The organism is Flavobacterium antarcticum DSM 19726, from assembly GCF_000419685.1.
GTDB classification, from domain to species: Bacteria; Bacteroidota; Bacteroidia; order Flavobacteriales; family Flavobacteriaceae; genus Flavobacterium; species Flavobacterium antarcticum.
This window is the reverse complement of sequence record NZ_ATTM01000001.1, coordinates 79652-99713: the sequence shown is the minus strand read 5'-3', so window position 1 is coordinate 99713 and position 20062 is coordinate 79652. Positions and strand designations below refer to the sequence as shown.

Sequence of the window (20062 nt, the reverse complement as noted above, 5' to 3'; positions counted from 1 at the left end):
GCGAGACGCTTTCTTAAACGGTTACTAAACTATTTGGCGTGACAACAACTGCGTTTCCATTTACATAAACCGTCAATTCCTTCGTTCCTTCCAAAGAAAATTTCGTTTCCTTCGCAGTAACTGAAATATGCAGAATTTGGTTTCTAAAATTAATTTTGAACGAATATCCTTCCCACTCTTTTGGAATTCTAGGCTCAAAATGAAGCGTGTCATTTTTTACACGCATTCCTCCAAAACCTTCCACAATACTCATCCACGTTCCCGCCATACTTGTAATGTGGCAACCTTCTTCTACTTCTTTATTGTAATCATCTAAATCCAGTCGAGAAGTTCGCAAATAAAACGTGTACGCCATGTCCATTTTATCCAAAACTGCTGCTTGAATCGAGTGAACACAAGGTGAAAGCGATGATTCATGAACTGTAAATGGTTCGTAGAAATCAAAATGTTTCTCTAATTCCGCTTTTGAAAAGTGGTCTTCAAAGAAGTAAAACCCTTGCAAAACATCGGCTTGTTTGATATATGGCGAACGCAAAATTCGATCCCAAGACCATTTTTGATTGATCGGTCGCTGACTTTTATCTAAATCATGTACTTTGACTAATTCCTTGTCCAAAAATCCATCTTGTTGCAAATAAACGTCGTGTTCTTCTGAAAAAGGCAAGTACATTTTCTCGGCAACTTTCTTCCATTCCTCCATTTCTGCTTGATGCAAATTGACTTTGGAAATAATTCGCATGTAATCCGATTCGTATTCTGCCGCTACTTTTTCCAATTGTTCCACCGTGTAATCGATACACCATTTTGCTAAATAATTGGTGTAGAAATTGTTATTGACGTTGTTTTCATATTCATTTGGACCCGTAACTCCAAGAATTACAAATTGGTCTTTATGTGTTGAAAAAGTCGCTCTTTGATGCCAAAAACGTGCAATCGCAATTAAAACTTCTAATCCTTTTTCAGGAATGTAACTGTAATCTCCCGTAAATCTGTAGTAGTTGAAAATGGCAAATGCAATCGCACCATTTCTATGGATTTCTTCAAATGTAATTTCCCATTCGTTGTGGCATTCTTCACCGTTCATCGTTACCATCGGATACAAAGCAGCTCCATCTTTAAAACCTAATTTGGCAGCATTTTCAATCGCTTTTTCCAAATGATTGTAACGATATTCTAATAAATTTCGCGCAACTTGTTGGTCTTTTGTCGCCATGTAAAACGGAATGCAATACGCTTCAGTATCCCAATAAGTGGAACCGCCATATTTTTCTCCTGTAAAACCTTTTGGACCAATATTCAAACGAGAATCTTTACCTAAATAAGTTTGATTCAATTGAAAAATATTAAATCGAATTCCTTGTTGTGCTTTTACATCGCCGTCAATTGTGATGTCTGACATTTCCCAAATTTTCGCCCAAGCGTCAATTTGTTCTTGTAATAAAGCTTCGTATCCTTTGGCTTTCGCCGAATTAATAACGCTTTTAGCAGCCGAAATTAATTCCGAATTTTGATGATTTAAAGAAACTGTGTAACCTCCGAATTTTTGAATTCCTGATTTCTCGCCTTTCGCAACTTCAACTTCGTAAGAAAACTGAACTTTGTTTTCAGAAGCTTGGATGAAATTTGGCGAAAGCCCTAAATTTTTATCATTTAGCAAAACGCTATTTGACGTATAAGTCGCTACATTAAAATGTGTTTTGAAGGTTCTTGCAACAACAAAAGCTTCATTTTCGGAATGATTTACGTCTAAAGGTTCCCAGAATTTTTCTTCCCAATTGGCGTCTTCATTTTTTACACCGGCGTCAATATACGGTTTGTAAATAATTTTCGCATCTTGATTTAATGGCGTAATTTCATACTTAATTACACCTAATTCATCAGCTTCTAATGAAAGAAAACGACGAACGTCAACTTGGATTTCTGTTCCGTTTTGCAATTTCGCCATAAAAGAACGATGGTACCAACCTTCTTTCATATTCAGTTCGCGCCTGAAATTCTTGATTTCAGCACACGCATTCATATCAAAACTTTCACCGTTGATTTCGATTTCAATTCCAATCCAATTTGGCGCATTCAAAACTTTTGCAAAATATTCAGGATAACCATTTTTCCACCAACCCACTTTTGTTTTATCGGGATAATAAATTCCTGCGATGTAACTTCCTTGAAAGGTTTCGGCAGAATAATTTTCTTCAAAATTAGCGCGTTGTCCCATCGCACCGTTTCCGATACTGAACAAACTTTCTGAAGATTTCACGCGTTCTGCATCAAATCCTTCTTCTATAATTGACCAATTATTTGGTATGATATAATCTTGGTTCATTGTAAAATTTGTTTAAAATTTAAAGTTCAAAAGTTTAAGTCTCAATGTTAGAATTCTTAAAATTTCAAAACTTTTATCAGTTTATGCGTCAATTAGAGAGCGAAGAAACTGTTCATTTATAGTGGTAAAATCAGGGAAAATATATTCGGCTTCGTGCAAAATTTCTTTGTCACCAATTCCGATGCTTTTCATTCGAGCTGCATTTGCTGCTTGAACTCCCGCAACTGAATCTTCAAAAACAATTGAATCTTCTGGTGCAACGAAAACCAATTGGCACGCACGAAGAAAAACTTCTGGGTCCGGTTTTGCATTTGTCACATCATTTCCATCGACAATTGCATCGAAATACGGCATAATAGCTGTCTTTTCTAAAATTGGTCGCGCATTTTTACTCGCCGAACCTAGAGCGATATATTGTCCATTTTCTTTCAAAAATTTCAACGTGTCAATGATTCCCGGCAAGAGTTCGCTTTGGTCCATGTCGACCAAATACGATAAATACAATTCGTTTTTATCAAAAAGCCACTTGTCTTTTTCTTCTTGTGTCGCTTGGATATTTCCTAAATCTAAAATAATGTCCAACGACCGAATGCGACTCACGCCTTTTAGATGCTCGTTGTGTTCAGGTGTAAACTCGATTCCCAACTCTTGAGCAAGTTTTTGCCAGGCCAAATAATGGTATCGTGCCGTATCTACAATTACTCCGTCTAGGTCGAATATGAATGCTTTTTTATTTGTCATAACCATTTTTAATCTGAAATAGCGTGTTTGTCTGTTATTAGAAAATTGCAAAGTCCAGCGAGAATTAAACAAATTCCGGCAAGAATCATTGCATTAATGTGTTCCGTTCCAATCAATTTATAAAGGAAATTAATACCTCCAAGTGCTGCAATAATTTGAGGAATTACAATAAACATATTGAACAATCCCATCATCAATCCCATCTTGTTTGGATTTACGGAACTCGAAAGCATCGCATACGGCATCGATAAAATACTTCCCCATGAAATTCCGATTAGAATAAACGAAATGTACAATGTTGAAGGTGTTGCGTAAAATGTAAATAGAAATCCAAGTCCTCCGGCGATTAGCGAAAACATGTGAATGTACTTTCTATTAATTTTATTTTTTGAAGTATAAAATGTCAAAAGCAAAGCAAAAGCCATGGACGATAATCCGTAAATTCCCATTGCAGAACCTGTGGAATCGGCTGCGGTATTATAAGCTTTATCCTTTTCTTGATAATCGGTTTTGTGTTGAATGTCTAAAAAAGCAACTTGTCCATCATTATTGACAATTACTTTGTTTTCGGCATCCACTTGAGCATATAATTTTGCATCAGGTTTTGGTGAATTATACACGTGTTCCGTTAAAGCCGGCGTTGCTAAACTCCACATGGTGAAAAAGGCGAACCAACTAAAAAATTGAATTACACCTAACTTTTTCATCGTGGAAGGCATTTCTAAATAACCTTGCCACAAATCTTTGAAAAAGCGCGATTCTTTTTTTTCTCTGTGAAATTTTTCTAAATCTGCTGGAGGATCTTCTTTTGTTGTTAGCAAAGTGTAAGTTATCGCAATGACGAAAACGGCGGCACCAATGGCAAAAGCAATTTTTACCGAAAGCGGAACAATTCCAGGAGCGGCTTCATTTGAAACACCTAACTGTGTGATTAACCAAGGTAAATTACTCGCAATCCAAGTTCCAATTCCGATGATTAAAGTTTGCACAACAAATCCGTATGAACGTTGCTCGTCCGGTAATTTGTCAGCTACCAAAGCGCGGAAAGGTTCCATGCTGATATTTATAGACGAATCTAGAATCCAAAGCAAACCTGCCGCAACCCATAAAACGGGTGAAAAGGGCATGAATAATAACGTGACTGAAGCTAAAATAGCGCCAATCAAGAAATACGGTTTCCTTCTGCCGAAACGCGGACTCCACGTATTATCGGATAAATAACCAACTATGGGTTGAATTAGTAAACCGGTAAGTGGTGCAGCAATCCATAAACCGGGAATGCTATCAACATCGGCACCAAGGGTTTGAAAAATCCTTGACATAAAACCGCCTTGCAAGGCAAAGCCAAACTGTATTCCTAGGAAACCGAAACTCATGTTCCAAATTTCCCAAAAACCTAATTTACGTTTTTCCATTATCGTAATGAATTGATTTACGATAAGCATTTCGACTTATCAAACTTTAATTTTGTTTCGAAGTAAAATTAAAAAAGCGTTGATAACGAAGTGGTAAATATATAAAAGTTTTCAATTCTATGATTTGAAATAAAAGAAATTTTAGATTTAAAAAGCAGCTTTTAATAAAAAATATTTTCGCAAAATACTAACAGACAGAAAAATAGGAACTACTACAACGTTGGCGTAGATTCTCTAATCACCAAATGCGTTTCGATAACTTCCGTCTTGTAATGTTCCTCTTCTTGTAGTTCTGTTTCTAATCGGTCGATGAGCATTTGAGCGGCTTTATTGCCCATTTCGATTCCGTTTTGTCCAACAGTAGTGATTGACGGCGAAGAATATTTAGAAATAATTCCATCTGTAAACCCGATAACTGCTAAATCTTCGGGCACATTAATTCCGTACTTTTTCGCTCCTTTAATTGCGGTTACTGCAAAAAGTTCGTTTACGGCAAAGACAGCGTCGATTTTGTTGTTTTTAATCAATGTTTCAATTTGTTCCGTACAATTGTCAATGTCTTCAATTTTTAAAATTAGATCTGGATCAATTGCAATATCATTTGTTTTCAAAGCTTTAATATAGCCGTCGGTTCTTAGTTTTCCCACACTCACATAATCGACCGTTGTAATTAAAGCGATTTTTTTGAATCCTGCATTAATCAATTTTTGAACAGCTTCGAAAGCAGCAAGGTTATCGTCAATAATTACTTTGTCGCATAAAATATCATTGGTCACGCGATCAAACATCACAACTGGCATTCCTTGATTGATGACTTCGGTAATGTGGTGAAAATCTCTACGGTATTGGGTCTCTTTTGATAACGACATAATGAATCCGTCAATACTGCCGTTCGCCAACATGTCCATATTAATCACTTCTTTGTCAAATGATTCATCCGAAAGCGTCACGATTACATTGTAGCCTTTTTCATTCGCTACATGTTCAATTCCGCTGATTACGGTGGCGAAAAAGTGGTGGACAATTTCAGGAATGATAATTCCAATCGTTTTGGTTTTTCTGTTTTTTAAACTTAAAGCAATTAAATTGGGTTTGTAATTGTATAATTTGGCGAAAGCCTGCACTTTCAAACGCGTGTCTTCACTAATTTCCGGACTGTCGCGCAACGATTTAGAAACCGTTGAAATCGAGACATCTAATTCCTTTGCAATTTGTTTAAGCGTTACTTTCCTTTTCATTATAAAATGCTGAATATTATATTGTCAATAAAGATAGAAAATGTTTTGATTTATAGCATATTTCAACCGAAAAACATCCAAAACCTATAAAGTTGTCAACACGAAAACGTTTTCGTTGCGTAGTTTCCTGAAATAGATTTTTTTAGCTGAAAAATTTACATAAATTTAACATTCGAAGTAAAATTAAAAGTTGAAAAACGAGAACAAGAAAATTTTTAACCTAAACAAAATGTATGAAAACAATTTACAATAAGTTGTTATTTTTAGTACTGCTTTTCCCTTTCAGTATTCTGGCTCAGAGTACTTTTACGGGTACAGTTCTAGATCAAGCTTCAAACCAATCGCTACCGGGAGTAAATGTAGTAGTTGAAGGAACTCAAAATGGTACTTCGACAGATTTTGACGGTAAATTTAGTTTGAATGTAAAAAAAGGCGATGTGATCGTTTTTTCTTACATCGGATATAAAAATTACGCTGTTGTTTATGCTTCGCAAAAAGACATTACTATTGTGTTGCAAGAAGATTCTTCACAGTTGAACGAAGTAGTTGTCATTGGATACGGATCGGTAAAAAAGAAAGATGCGACAGGTGCTTTGAGTACAGTATCTTCCGAAGATTTTAACCGCGGTCCACTGGTTTCAGCTGACCAATTAATTCAAGGTAAAGTTTCAGGATTACAGATCATTAATGGCGGTGGAGCTCCTGGAGAAGGTGCTCAAATTCGCATCAGAAGTGGTTCGTCTCTAAGTGCTGGAAACGATCCGTTGTATGTAATTGATGGCGTTCCCTTAGACACAGGTGGTGGTGCAGTTCAAGGAGGTAGAAATCCACTTTCTGTGATTAATCAAAATGACATTGCATCAATGACCATCTTAAAAGATGCTTCGGCAACTGCCATTTACGGTTCACGCGCTTCCAATGGTGTAATTATTATTACGACTAAAAAAGGTAAAAGTGGCGACATGCAAGTGAATTACAATGCTAATTTTTCAGTAGGTCAGATTACAGATTATGTAGACGTCCTTTCTGCAAAACAGTTTTCTGATTTTGTAATGGCAAAAGGAACCGTTGCACAACAAGGTCTTCTGGGAACTGCTAATACGGATTGGCAAAAAGAAATTTACAGAACTGCTTTAGGAACGGACCATAATGTTTCCTTTAGTGGAGGTCTTGAAAACTTAAATTACAGAGCTTCGCTGGGTTACAGTGATTTGAACGGGATCTTACAAAAAGATAATTTTCAACGTGTAACTTTAAATGTGAATTTATTAGGTAAGTTTTTTGACAATCATTTAAAAGTGGAGTTTACCAATAAAACATCTTCTAACAAAAACAATTATAGTGAACGTGGCGCTATTGGTGCGGCTGTGAGTTTTGATCCAACACAACAAATTTACGACGACACGTACGGATATGATTATTTTCAATGGTTAGGAAGTGATACGTCAAATCCTGCTGATGGAATTCCTGATCAAGAAGTAAATGCAGGTCGGAATCCACTTTCTTTAATTAATCAAAAAACAAACAAAGGACTTCAATATAGAAGTATTGGAAATGTACAATTTGATTATAAATTGCATTTTTTACCGGAATTAAAAGCAGTTGCTAACTTTGGTTACGACTACAGTTCTGGAAAAGGATATGGATTTACGGATGCGAATTATGTAGTTCTTGGTGAAAGAAATGGAAACTACAACAACTTGGAGGAAAAGAAAAACCAAGTAATGGATTTGTATTTGAATTACAATAAAACATTTGACGCGTTAAGTACAAATCTTGATTTTACGGGAGGTTACAACTACCAAAACTTCAATTACATCAACAGTAGTTTTACCAATGACGTCATTAATAACGTTGTGAATCAAGGCGCTTCTTCTAACGAAACCGTAAACTTACAGTCGATTTTTGCAAGAGCTATATTTTCTATTGCTGATAAATACATTTTAACGGGATCAATTCGTAGAGATGGATCTTCCCGTTTTACAGAAGAAAATCGTTGGGGAAATTTTCCTTCAGCAGCATTCGCTTGGAAAATTAGCGAAGAAGGATTTCTAAGAGATAATAAAGTGGTTAGCGATTTAAAATTCAGAGCGAGTTGGGGTATTACAGGTCAACAAGAAATTGGGAAACGGTATCCAACGACACCTTTGTATTTAAACTCTACAGAAACAGCAAGTTACCAAATTGGCTATGACGCAAATGGTTTGCCTATTTATTTACAACCTTACCGTCCCCAGCCGTACAACTTGAATTTGAAATGGGAAGAAACGAAACAGTTGAATCTTGGTTTAGATTTTGGATTATTCGACAACAGAATTACAGGTAGTGCTGAAGTTTACAAGAAAAACTCTTCTGATTTGATTGTATTTACCGCAAATCCGCAAGGTGTTGGTTTCTCAAATGCCGATTTCTATAACATTGGAGATATGGAATTTAAAGGAGTGGAATTAAGCATGGATGTTTATCCGGTAAAAAATGAAACGGTTCAATGGAGAGTTGGTGGAAACATCACGTTCCAAGATGCGAAAGTGACCAAACTTAATTTAATTCAGTCTGCAGATAGCGAAGGCATTATTGACGTTGGTGGAATTTCTGGTGGAACAGGAAACTTTGTACAAAACCACCAAGTGGGTTATTCACCTAATTCATTCTACGTTTTCGAACAAGTATATGATGCAGCTGGAGCGCCTGTTGAAGGTGTTTATGTAGACAGAAATAAAGACGATCAAGTAAATGAAAATGATTTATACCGTTACAAAAAGCCTTCGGCAGATTTCTACTATGGATTCAATACAGACGTTTCTTACAAAAACTTTGACTTCAGCATGTCATGGAGAGGAAGTTACGGAAACTACAATTACAACAACGTGTATTCTAACTTTGGAAGTGTTTCAACGGCTTTGCCAGGAAATGGAAACTACCTTCAAAATGCGTCTTCAAACGTGTTAGAAACCAACTTTTTCACACCTCAGTATTCTTCAGATTATTATGTTCAAGATGCTTCTTTTGTAAGATTAGACAATGTAACTTTAGGCTATTCATTTCCAGATGCTTTAGGGAAAGGAAAAAACTTAAGATTGACTGGAGCGGTTCAAAACGTATTGGTAATTACAGATTACAAAGGTATTGACCCAGAGGTTTCTGGTGGAATTGATAATAATTTATATCCAAGACCAAGAACATATACATTAGGTTTAAATGTAAATTTCTAACAAATACTTACTATGAAAAATATATATAAAACATTGAGCAAATTAGGAGTACTACTTCTTGCACTAACAATGATTTCTTGCGTCAGCGAATTAGATCAAGAAGCACCAAACGACGGAAATCAAATTTCTGGAGAAGAATTCTTTAAAGACCCAAGTTCTTACAAGCAATTTTTAGCAAAATTATATGCTGGATTAGCGGTTTCTGGACAATCAGGACCGGCGGGAAGTCCCGACATCAGTGGAATTGACGAAGGTGAAAGCCAATACATCCGTGGCTTGTGGGTCATGCAAGAATTGACCACTGACGAGGCTATAATCGCTTGGAATGATAAAACAATCAAAAACTTTCATTATCAAACGTGGACTTCGCAAGATTTATTTATCAATGCTACTTTTAACCGTTTAGATTTTCAGGTTAAATTGTGTAATGAATTTTTACGTCAAACAGATGATGCTAAATTAAATTCTAGAGGTGTAGATGATGCTTTGAAAGCAGAAATTAAAACCTATAGAGCTGAAGCTAAATTTTTAAGAGCTTTAAGTTACTGGCATTTTCTAGACTTATTTGGAAGTGTTGGTTTAGTTACGGAAGATTCTCCTTCTCAATTTTTCTTGCCACAGCAAGCCTCTAAACAAGAAATTTTTGACTTTGTTGAAACTGATTTATTAGGTGCAATGGGAGATATGAGAGTTCCAAATCCAGGTTCTGCAGATTATCCAAGAGCAGATCAAGCGGCAGCTTGGATGTTATTAGGGAAGTTGTATATGAATGCAGAAGTATACGTCAACACAAATCGCTATTCAGATGCGATGACGTATATCAAAAAAGTAACCGATGAAAGCGGATATACTTTAGCAGCAAATTACGACGAATTATTTTTAGCAGACAACGACCGTCCAGCAGTTCGACGAGAAGTAATCTTTGGCGTTGCATTTGACGGGTTGAGAACAAAAACATTTGGTGGAACTACATTTTTAACACACGCTCCAGTTGGCGGTACAATGGCTCCAGCAGAATTTGGAATCAACGGAGGTTGGGGTGGAATTAGAACTACTTCTGCTTTTGTATCTAAATTTGACGATACAGGTGTAGACAGTAGAGCACAGTTTCATTCAAACGGACAAACTTTAGAAATTGCAGACGTAGGTAATTTTACAGACGGATACGGAATTAAAAAGTATAAAAATGTGGATGTTAATGGAAATCCAGGTTCTGATGCCTCAGGAGATTTTGTGGATATTGATTTTCCAATGTTTCGTTTAGCAGATGCATATTTGATGTATGCCGAATGTAATTTACGCGGTGGCGGTGGTGACAATGTGACTGCTTTGAATTACGTAAATATGTTGCGTCAGCGAGCGTACGGAAATGCAAATGGAGCTGTTTCTAACATAAACCTGAACTTTATTCTTGACGAAAGAGCGAGAGAGCTGCATTGGGAAGGACACAGAAGAACGGATTTAATTCGTTTTGGAAAATTTACCGGTGGATCTTATGTTTGGCCTTGGAAAGGAAAAGTGCCAAATGGTGCTCCAACAGCAGCTTACAGAAACATTTTCCCTATTCCAGCAGCAGCTTTAGGCGGAAATCCAAATTTAATTCAAAATGCAGGTTATTAATATTTCAAAAAATATAAAAATGAAAAACATATCAAAATCACTAATTGCATTATTTGCAGTTTTAGCATTCTCTTGTAACTCGGACGATGTACAAGACCGACCAACAATTAAAGGTATTGATGCACCCGTATTGATGGCACCAGAAGAAGGAAATACGTATACACTAGTAGTTGCCAATGCTGAAAATCAAGCAGAACGCTTTGTATGGTCTAAAGCAAATTTTGGGGAAAATATTGCAATTAATTATGAAGTTCAATTAGATGTTGTAGGAAATACATTTGCCGCACCACAATCTTTAGGAGCGGTAATTGGAGCGACCCAATTGTCTGTTTCTGTTGAAACGTTAAACAATGCTGTTATTGCAGCTGGAGGACAACCTTTTACTGATGGTGTTTACGAAGTTCGTGTAAAAGCAAGTGCTAACGACACGTTTGAACCTATGTATAGCAATTTAGCTACTATTACAGTAAGCCCGTATTCAACTAGAAACCCACAATTATTTGTTATTGGAGATTTCTTAGAAAATGGTGGATATGGTGCAAATTGGACTAATGCTTCCACGCTTCCTTCGATTGATTCTCCTGGTTATGGTCAAGCCAACTATGAAGGTTACATTTACATGAACCAGCCTATTTCAGAATTCAAATTATTACCTCAAAGTTCTTCTTTTGAGGGAGATTATGGAGCTAATCCAGGTATTGAAGGTGGTTTGTTGCAAGAAGGAGAAGATAACATTAAAGTAATTGGAGCTGGATATTATAGAATCCAAGCCAACACTACTACATTAACCTACAACCTTACTGCTACAGAATGGGGAGTTATTGGGAACGCAACACCAGGTGGCTGGGACAATAGTACACCAATGACGTACGATCCTGCTACTAAAAAATGGTCTGTAATTGTAGTAATGACTTCGCAGTCTGCTCCAGATAACGGATGGAAATTTAGAGCAAACAATGAGTGGACAATCAATTTAGGTGATACCACTGTAAATTCAACCGACGGAACTTTAAGAGAAGGTGGAGACAACATTGGTGTTTCGGCTGGAACCTATAAAATTGAATTGGATTTAAGTAATCCAAGAGCTTACACGTACACGATTACGTTACAGTAGTAAGAAAATTAATAACAAAGGCTACTGTAATAAGTAGCCTTTGTTTTATAAAGAACATTATGAGAAAAATTACCTTCTTATTTTTATTTTTGAATTTTTGTGTATTTGCACAAACCACTACTATTCCTTCACCTGCGTTAGCAAACGGGCCTGTAGAATTAAGATTTAACAAAACGGGAACGCCTCTAGCGAGTTACAGCGGGACAATCTATGTCCACATGGGATTAACTGTTGACGGTGTTCAGTGGCAAAATGTAAAAGGATCTTGGGGAAATAACGCCACCCAACCTGCAATGGTTTTAGATTCCGGAACGACTTACAAGCTAAATTTAGGTCCAGATTTATATTCTTATTTCGGCGTTCCTTCCACAAGTACCATCACTCAAATCTGTGTGGTTTTTAGAGCGGCAACAGCTGCACCACAATCTACAGATACATTTGTACCCGTAGGTTCATTCCAATTAAATTTGACAGCACCCGTTCAAAATTCAGCAACGGTTCTGCCTTTAAGCAGCAACTTTACGGTTTCTGCAAACAACACCGGTGGAAATGCAAGTTACACCTTGAAGTCAAACGGAGCGATTATCAATACAGTCGCCAGCGCTTCAACGTATACTTTTACACAAACCAACATCACTGCCAATCAGAATTATGTTTTGGAAGCTGTTCAAGGCACATCAACGATTTCTAAAAAGTTTTCTGTAATTATTAATGGAGAAACAGCATCAGTAGCAATTCCAGCAGGACTTAAAGACGGTGTAAATTATAATACTGCTGACGCTACGAAAGCTATTCTAGTTTTAAGTGCTCCAAATAAAGATTTCGTTTATGTTGCGGGAAGTTTCAACAATTGGCAACCCGATGGTTCACATGCGATGCGAAAAGATCCTGCGTCAGGTAAATTTTGGCTCGAGTTAACAGGACTGACTTCAGGTACCGTTTATTCCTATCAATATTGGGTGGGTGATCAAACCAATCTTCCGGCAACTTCTCCAGAAATGGTAAAAACAGCCGATCCTTTTTCAACTTTAGTTTTAAGTCCATTCGACGATCCTGAAATTGCCACATTAGGTGTTTATCCTAATTTACCGGAATATCCAGAAGGCCAAGAACGTGAAGTCAGTGTTTTGCAAACGGGTCCAAATGCATTTCACCAATATTCGTGGAGTGATGCAACCACTAATTTTGCAAAACCGGCTAAGAAAGATTTAGTAATTTATGAAGTATTGGTTCGTGATTTTGATGACAATAGAACGTACCAAGATTTAGTTAATAAAATTGACTATTTCAAAAATTTAAAAATTAACGCCATTCAATTAATGCCCGTTATGGAATTTGAAGGCAATGAAAGCTGGGGTTATAATACGGCTTTTCACATGGCACTGGACAAACGTTACGGTTCTGAAACGCAACTGAAACAATTTATTGATTTGTGCCACCAAAACGGGATTGCAGTCATTCTTGATGTAGCTTTAAACCACGTATTTGGACGTTCTCCTCTCGCAAGAATGTGGATGAAAGACACCAATAACGACGGATGGCCTGATGGAACTACTGCTGAAAATCCGTATTGCAATCAAAATGCAATGCACTCATACAACGTAGGAACGGATTTAAATCACTTCAATGAGCCTGATAATCTTACTGCGAATTACGTTAAGCAAACCATTGAACATTGGATCAATGATTTTAAAATTGACGGTTTCCGTTGGGATTTAACCAAAGGTTTTACCCAAAATTGTCCGTTTACAGGAAACGGTTCGGCTCAAGAAACATGTACCAACAATTACCAAGCGGATCGTGTAGCTAAACTGAAATACTATGCTGATTTGCAGTGGAACATCGACCCAAATTTTTATGTGATTTTTGAACATTTAGGTTCGGGAGGTTCGTATAATGAAGAAGTAGAATGGGCAAATTACCGGAAAAACAACGAAACAGATGGTATTTCTAAAGGGATTATGCAATGGAGAAAAATGACCGATCCGTATGCCAATTTCTTAAAAGGAAATGCAACAAGCCTTTCAGGAGTTGCACATGAATCCGACCGATTTATTGGTTACGCAGAAAGCCACGATGAAGAACGTGTCGTTTATAAAGCATTAACGGAAGCAGGACAAACCCAAAACAACTTGCCGAAAGTCTTGAAACGTCTTTCTGCAATGGGTGCTTTACATTTATTAGTTCCAGGTCCAAAAATGATTTATCACTTTGGTGATTTAGGATACGACGACTCTATTTTCACTTGCAACAATGGTACGGTTAACACGCCAAACGGTGGTGCTGCCGGAGATTGTAAATTAGATACGAAACCGCAAAATCAATGGACGGGAAACTGGTTAACTAATGTCAACAGGAAGAAAGTCTACGACGACTGGGCTAAAATGATTGATCTGAAAACAACTCAGAACGTATTTAAAAACGGTCAGTATTCTTGGAATTCTACTACTACCGGAAAAATAAGATTAGACATTTGGACGAGCACCGTTGCAACTGCCGATTTGAGTTACGTATTTGTCCTAACGAATGCTACCAATGCCGTTTCAAATGCTCCCGGAAATTTCCCTTACACGGGAACTTGGTATAACTTAATGGATGGAACGCCACTTGTAGTTACGAGTACGACAATGAACGTTACAATTGAAGTAGATGGATTTAGAGTTTTTGGAAACAAACAAGCGATGTTGAATCAAAACGAATTCAACACTGCAAAAATTGTTTTGCAACCCAACCCTTCTACCGGAACCTTTTTTATAAATACAGCTACCAAGCAAGTTTCAGTATTTAACTTGACAGGCCAATTGGTAAAAGAATTTAATGGAGCATTTGAAGCCAACTATTCTTACGCGATCGAAGGGTTAAATCAAGGCATTTACTTGGTTAAAATCACCGACGAAAATAACAATCAATCTGCACAGAAATTGATTAAAAAATAAGGTTTATTTGTTTTAGTTAATTGGTAAAATGGTTCTTTCTCTTTTGAAAGAACCATTTTTTATATCAACGTTTTCTTCATTCCATCGGCAATGCACAACCAAAAATAGTTGTAAAAGGATTTTTCTTTTATCCGTTCCACCGAAACTTCGTTTTCAATTAATACACCATCAGAGTCGTCTTTCAGAAGTAAATTCCCAATCCATGTTTTTAATTTACTTTCCTTGTCTCGGTTTTTCTTCTGATATAATTTCACTTTTAAATCGTGGTACTTCAAAGCAAAATCACCACCTGCGGTGTTATTGTTCCCGGCAAAGTTAAAGTACACTTGGTCCAAAGTCCCTTTCGTCGTCGCGTTTAAATAAGGTTTCGTAAAAACAGCCAAACGCCCTGTTTCAAAATTCAAGATTCGGCCTTTAATTTTAAAACCATCCGATTGGTCCATGACATTGAAACGCCAATCGATTTTCATTGGCGAACGCTTCATGAATTTACAATCAATTGCAATAACAACATCCGGCAATTTAGTTTTTTGATAACCACTGTTTAAATGTGTGGCTTGCAAATTAAACGAGCTAAATTCTAAAATTCCTGGTCCTTTATCAAATGATTTTTCTTCCTCGTAAACCAGTTTTGAATTGGCAACAGTCAAGGTATCCACTTGCAGTTCAAAAGGCAATTCCCGTAACAATTTATTGTACAATGGCTTGACTGACAAATCATCTTCAGGCATCTTGCTTCGGTAAATATTCGCATTGGCTTGTTCAATTAAAATTTGATTCGTCTTAAAAAACAAAACCTCCTTTTTGAATCCCCAATCCATGTTTTTAACTGCAATTTTCTCTGCTTTCAAGGTATATAAATCTTTCTCTTTAGGCAATTGATTGACAAACTGTCGGCGGTTGAACATAGAAATCATTGAAAAATTATTAATTTCTAAGCCTGTATTGGTGGTATTGATTTTATCACTTTTAATGTGGTACAAGTCATCTGTTTGATAAAACAAACTGTCACAACTGAATGCATATTTTTTATAGGTAAAAGGAATTTTCTGTTGCAGTGTTTCATCAGAAATTGCAATGTCATCCAACTGAACAGTTACATTTTGTGCAGAAAAAAGTGTTTTATTATTTTTAAGGTTGATGATAGAGAAATTACCTTGCTCCAAATTAATATCGGCCACTTTAATCAATTGTTGGAACGGCTTTACCACTCGTGAACCCACACTTTTTGAGGAGTTAATTGTTTTGTCGTTGTCTTTAAACAAAGTCACTTTCGGACCACGCACCGTAATCGTTTGTGCTTCAATTTTGTTGCTAAACAATAATGGAAATAATGCAAAATTATCAATGGTAACGCGTTCAACGGTTGCGAAAATTCCGTTTTTTGACAAACTGTCTTTTTCCCGTTCCTTTGGAATAATCGTAATACCTCGTGCTTCAATCGTTTTAGAAAAAAGAGAAATCTCTAATTCTTGATACTTAATATGGTAAGGCGTTTCATTCTTATCCGAAATCAATTGAGGGAGTTTGACATCAATCCACCAATTTACACCGATGCTGACTACAGCAACAACTGCCATAATTCCCACTAAAATCAATCCGAATTTCTTTATATTCTTGTTCATAGACAACCAGGCTTTTTTATAAATATAAGCACAAAAAAATTTGAACTTTCTTAAAATATCTTAAAATTAAAAAAAGCTGCAACTTGGTAGTTGCAGCTTTACTATAATTTCTGAAAAAATAACCTCTTAATAATCAAAATACCAATTGAAGATATCCGATCGAACGCCGATTGTAAACCAACTTGTATTCGTTCGTTTTACGAAATCAGTTTCTTTCTCAGGATCAAAACTTCGGTACATGTAATTTGCAAATAACTTCAAATTAGTGGCAGGATTTACTAAATAACCGGCTTGTAAATCAGCAATTAAAATACTCGTTTTATTTCCTTGTCCCACTTTCACACCCGTATCAAAAGGACGGTTGTCGTCGTAATCCTTATAAATATTTCCTCCATAATTTAAACTATCCGTGGCAGTGTCAAAATCTAAACCGCGAATTCCATAAGTCAATTTTGCATCTGCGAAATAGCGGCCTTTGTGGTACCTACCGATGGCAATCAACTCCCGAGCATTTCCACCCCAAGCGTGTCCCATACTTTGATTATTGTGACCGTAATTAGTAATTGGATCGCTGTGCGAATATACATAAGGACGAATGTGATTATACTCCACTTGCAACAACAAATTAGGAATTGAAAACGCATTGTAATATTTCAATCCCAATTGATATCCGTATTTATTTTTCCAACTTTGGTCTTGGTCTTTAATATCGCCTAGCGAAAACTCATCTAAAATAAATTGACCGTAAAAATTCAATTGGTTGTTGAATTTATATTTTGTGGTCAAACCTAAAACGGCATTTCCACTTTTTGAAGAAGAAGTAAATTCAACCGTTCTGTAAAAAATAATAGGGTTGATAAAATTGGCGTCAAAACCTCTATCGTTTGAATTCGTCCAAACCACCGATTCAAAAAATCCTAAGTTCCATCGTTTGGTTACATTCCAACTCAAATAATGATTCGCCATGAATTTTGTAGCGTATGTTTTTTCAGCCGTCACTTCATCCCGAACATCTTTGAGCGACATATAGGTATTCGTGTATTTTATTTTCCAAAAGGTAGTATTGATTTTAACATACGGATAAGGACTTGCAGCATCACCCATAAGCAGCGAACGGTATCCATCTCCAATAAAATTTCGCCCGTAACCCATTTGTAAATTAATCATTTTACTTGGCGAATACGAAATATTGGCATCTGCCGAAGGAAAATCATATCCGTTGGTTTTAAACTCTTTTCCAATTCCAATTCCAGGAATAATGGCAGGATTTCCACCAGAAGGACGAATTGAATTTGCATATTGATTGTAATAATCAGCAAATTGACCTTGACTTTCGTAAACCGTAGTTGTCAATACTAAATTTTTCCCTAAACCGGCTTGTACTTGAATGCCACGCGTGTTTTGATAGGTATAGTTCAGATCGCTTGGTGTTGATTTTCCAACTCTCAGATCCAACAACGGATTCAACGTAATCCAATAATCTTCCCCCTGAAATTGGAAGAAATGTTCGTTCCATAGTTTTTTTTCCAACCAAGAATCGCTGTTTTTCATCAACTTTTCATTGATCGTTTTGAAATCATAATAAGGAGCAACTTCATTGTATGCCAAAGGTTTTGAACCCGTATGATTGTTACTTCCAACCTGATTTACTGCTGAATCAAACTGAGCATAATAACTGTGTGTAAAAGGAATATTTAATCCGCTTTCGTAAATTGGATTTTCAAATTTCTTACTTACGATGCTGTCAAATTCAGCCAATACTTTCGTCCGATTTGCTTTAATAGAATCTATTTTTGTTTCATAAGCAGAACCAACTTCTTGTTGTGGGTTCTTCAAGGGAATTGCAATTTTCAACGTATATTTTGCGAAAGCGGGTTTCCCTGCATTCATTGCCGGTTTTATCTTTGGGAACATTCCGAACACACGTTTACTTTCGGCTGTTAGTTCCGGATAAATTGCATCAACATACTGTACTTTAAAAACACCAACTGTATCCACTTCAAAAAGTACATTTACGAATCCTTTGTAATTGTTTTTCGAGACTAAATCGGGTACTTGGAAATTATCAAAAACGAATTGTTGAATTTGCTGATAAAAACAAGCATTGGTTTCAACCGCATTTTTATTTTCACAATTGGGAAATACCGGTGCTAACGAACTTGAATTTTGTGCGTGAAGCAAACCAATATGTAGAAAGAAAATAAAAAATAGAATTTTTTTCATAAAGTAATTTAATAAGTTGAATCTGATTCTGCACCAGAAGCAATTGCCTTTGCTGACGAAGTACCAATCCTTTTGACACCTAACTTGATCATTTCAACAGCATCTTCATACGTCCGAACGCCTCCAGCTGCTTTTATAGAAAGTGGCGAACCGTTTTCGAGCATCATGATGATTGCAGGAATTGTAGCTCCATTGGGCAAGTTGTTTTCAGTGACGTAAAAACCTGTCGACGATTTTACATAAACGGTATGGTACAACTCTTCTTTGAAATTTGAAACCGCGACCTTCTTGATCAAACTGCACAATTGAATGATTTGCTTTTCAGTTAAAGCGGCTACTTCAATAATCCATTTTACAATTTTATTGTGTTGCAAACCCAACCGCGTTCCTTCTAACACTTCCGTTTTAACGGTTTCTAAATCACCTTCAATAAATGCTTTATAATTGCATACAAAATCTAAATCGTCCGCTCCATTGTCAATGGCTTCTTGGGCTTCCGCTAATTTTTGTTCCAAAGAATCAACGCCTTCTGGGAAACTAATAACCGTTCCAATAGTTACTTTTGACCGCGCCTTTACAATCATCTCTTTTGCAAGACGTACTTGGTCGGGACGAATCATGATCAACTTGAACCGTTCGTCAATAGCTTCTTGAATACAAGAAGTGACAATTTTCGTGTTTTCAGCAGCACTTAAACCCGCTTGTTCGGGCGTTTTCAAGTAAGTCGAATCTAAATAGTTTTTAATATCCATATTATAAAAATAGCGAAACTTAAGCAGGTTTCACCATCAATTTAAAAGTTTAATTTATTGATTTTTAGCCCGCCATTTATTGACTATGAAAATCAAAAGCACCGCAGTAAAAGCTCCAGTTGAGTTGGCATAAATATCATTTATATCCGAATTTCGAGTGGTTGTCAAATATCCTTGACCCAATTCAATCACGGCTCCAAAAAAAAATGAAAACAAGAATGCCTTTAATAAAGCATACTTGTTTTCATTTCTATAAGTGGTTTTCCAAAATAAAAACCATAAAATTGTGATTCCAAAGTGAAAGGAAAAATGCCCCAATTTGTCAAATTCAAATACATTGACTTTTGGTAAACTTTCCGAACTTACTAAGCAGAGATAAGCTACTAATCCTGTCCAAAGAACAGTCAGTATCTGAATCGTACGTTTATGCTCCAATAAGTTCTTTATAAGCTTCACTTGATAGTAATTCATTAAAATCATTTACATCGGAAACTTTTATTTTGATCATCCAACCTGCACCGTAAGGATCAGCGTTTACTTTTTCAGGATCACTTTCTAAAGATTCATTGAATTCAACGATTTCTCCTGCTAAAGGTAAGAATAAATCGGACACTGTTTTTACCGCTTCAACCGTTCCAAAAACCTCATCTTTTTCTAAAGTTTGGTCTAAAGTCTCTACTTCTACGTAAACGATATCACCCAATTCGCTTTGTGCAAAATCAGTAATTCCTACAGTAGCGATATCGCCTTCAAGGCTAATCCATTCGTGGTCTTTCGTGTACTTTAATTCAGCTGGTATATTCATAATGTTGTTTGTTTTAGTTTGCTGTAGCAAATGTATTATATACTTCTATATTTATAAA

General features: G+C 36.4%; 13 protein-coding genes. 4 read left to right on the top strand and 9 right to left on the bottom strand.

Features of this window, described 5'->3' with window-relative positions; all coding sequences use genetic code 11:
• Nucleotides 1–13 precede the first annotated feature (13 nt).
• The 4 genes from YWA_RS0100455 to YWA_RS0100440 form a co-directional block, all read right to left on the bottom strand.
• The gene (locus tag YWA_RS0100455) at nt 14–2323 is read right to left on the bottom strand and encodes a glycoside hydrolase family 65 protein (RefSeq protein WP_022826524.1); all 2310 of its coding nucleotides are present in this window, start codon (nt 2321–2323) and stop codon (nt 14–16) included.
• Between the two features lie 81 nt (nt 2324–2404).
• Nucleotides 2405–3064, bottom strand: coding sequence for a beta-phosphoglucomutase (gene pgmB / locus YWA_RS0100450; RefSeq protein WP_026718478.1), 660 nt, complete (start codon nt 3062–3064; stop codon nt 2405–2407).
• An 8-nt stretch (nt 3065–3072) separates the two neighbouring features.
• Complete coding sequence (locus tag YWA_RS0100445) at nt 3073–4479, bottom strand: MFS transporter (protein WP_026718477.1); 1407 nt, start codon at nt 4477–4479, stop codon at nt 3073–3075.
• 212 nt (nt 4480–4691) lie between these two features.
• Nucleotides 4692–5717 carry a LacI family DNA-binding transcriptional regulator gene (locus tag YWA_RS0100440; RefSeq protein WP_022826521.1) on the bottom strand — a complete coding sequence of 342 codons (1026 nt, stop codon included), beginning with the start codon at nt 5715–5717 and terminating at the stop codon, nt 4692–4694.
• Between the two features lie 233 nt (nt 5718–5950).
• Between YWA_RS0100440 and YWA_RS0100435 the strand changes: the two genes are divergently transcribed.
• Genes YWA_RS0100435 through YWA_RS0100420 form a run of 4 tightly spaced genes read left to right on the top strand, consistent with a single transcriptional unit; the run spans nt 5951 to nt 14599 of the window.
• Complete coding sequence (locus tag YWA_RS0100435; protein ID WP_022826520.1) at nt 5951–8929, top strand: SusC/RagA family TonB-linked outer membrane protein; 2979 nt, start codon at nt 5951–5953, stop codon at nt 8927–8929.
• Between the two features lie 12 nt (nt 8930–8941).
• Nucleotides 8942–10549 carry a RagB/SusD family nutrient uptake outer membrane protein gene (locus YWA_RS0100430; RefSeq protein ID WP_022826519.1) on the top strand — a complete coding sequence of 536 codons (1608 nt, stop codon included), beginning with the start codon at nt 8942–8944 and terminating at the stop codon, nt 10547–10549.
• A 19-nt stretch (nt 10550–10568) separates the two neighbouring features.
• The gene (locus YWA_RS0100425; RefSeq protein WP_169627246.1) at nt 10569–11663 is read left to right on the top strand and encodes a SusE domain-containing protein; all 1095 of its coding nucleotides are present in this window, start codon (nt 10569–10571) and stop codon (nt 11661–11663) included.
• A 59-nt stretch (nt 11664–11722) separates the two neighbouring features.
• The gene (locus YWA_RS0100420; protein ID WP_022826517.1) at nt 11723–14599 is read left to right on the top strand and encodes an alpha-amylase family glycosyl hydrolase; all 2877 of its coding nucleotides are present in this window, start codon (nt 11723–11725) and stop codon (nt 14597–14599) included.
• A 59-nt stretch (nt 14600–14658) separates the two neighbouring features.
• Here YWA_RS0100420 and YWA_RS0100415 read toward each other — a convergent pair whose 3' ends face one another.
• From YWA_RS0100415 to gcvH, 5 genes are all read right to left on the bottom strand, one after another.
• Nucleotides 14659–16224 (bottom strand): AsmA family protein, encoded by a 1566-nt coding sequence (locus tag YWA_RS0100415; protein WP_022826516.1) that lies wholly within the window; start codon nt 16222–16224, stop codon nt 14659–14661.
• Nucleotides 16225–16350: 126 nt separating this feature from the next.
• Nucleotides 16351–18447, bottom strand: coding sequence for a protein involved in gliding motility RemB (locus YWA_RS0100410; protein WP_022826515.1), 2097 nt, complete (start codon nt 18445–18447; stop codon nt 16351–16353).
• Nucleotides 18448–18455: 8 nt separating this feature from the next.
• Nucleotides 18456–19199, bottom strand: a complete 744-nt coding sequence (deoC, locus tag YWA_RS0100405; RefSeq protein WP_022826514.1) for a deoxyribose-phosphate aldolase — start codon at nt 19197–19199, stop codon at nt 18456–18458.
• A gap of 54 nt (nt 19200–19253) precedes the next feature.
• A complete protein-coding gene (locus YWA_RS0100400; protein WP_157505272.1) occupies nt 19254–19670 on the bottom strand; it encodes a VanZ family protein in 417 nt (138 codons plus the stop codon).
• Nucleotides 19624–20004, bottom strand: coding sequence for a glycine cleavage system protein GcvH (gene gcvH, locus YWA_RS0100395; RefSeq protein ID WP_022826512.1), 381 nt, complete (start codon nt 20002–20004; stop codon nt 19624–19626). Before gcvH ends, YWA_RS0100400 begins: the two co-directional genes overlap by 47 nt.
• Between the last annotated feature and the right edge of the window lie 58 nt (nt 20005–20062).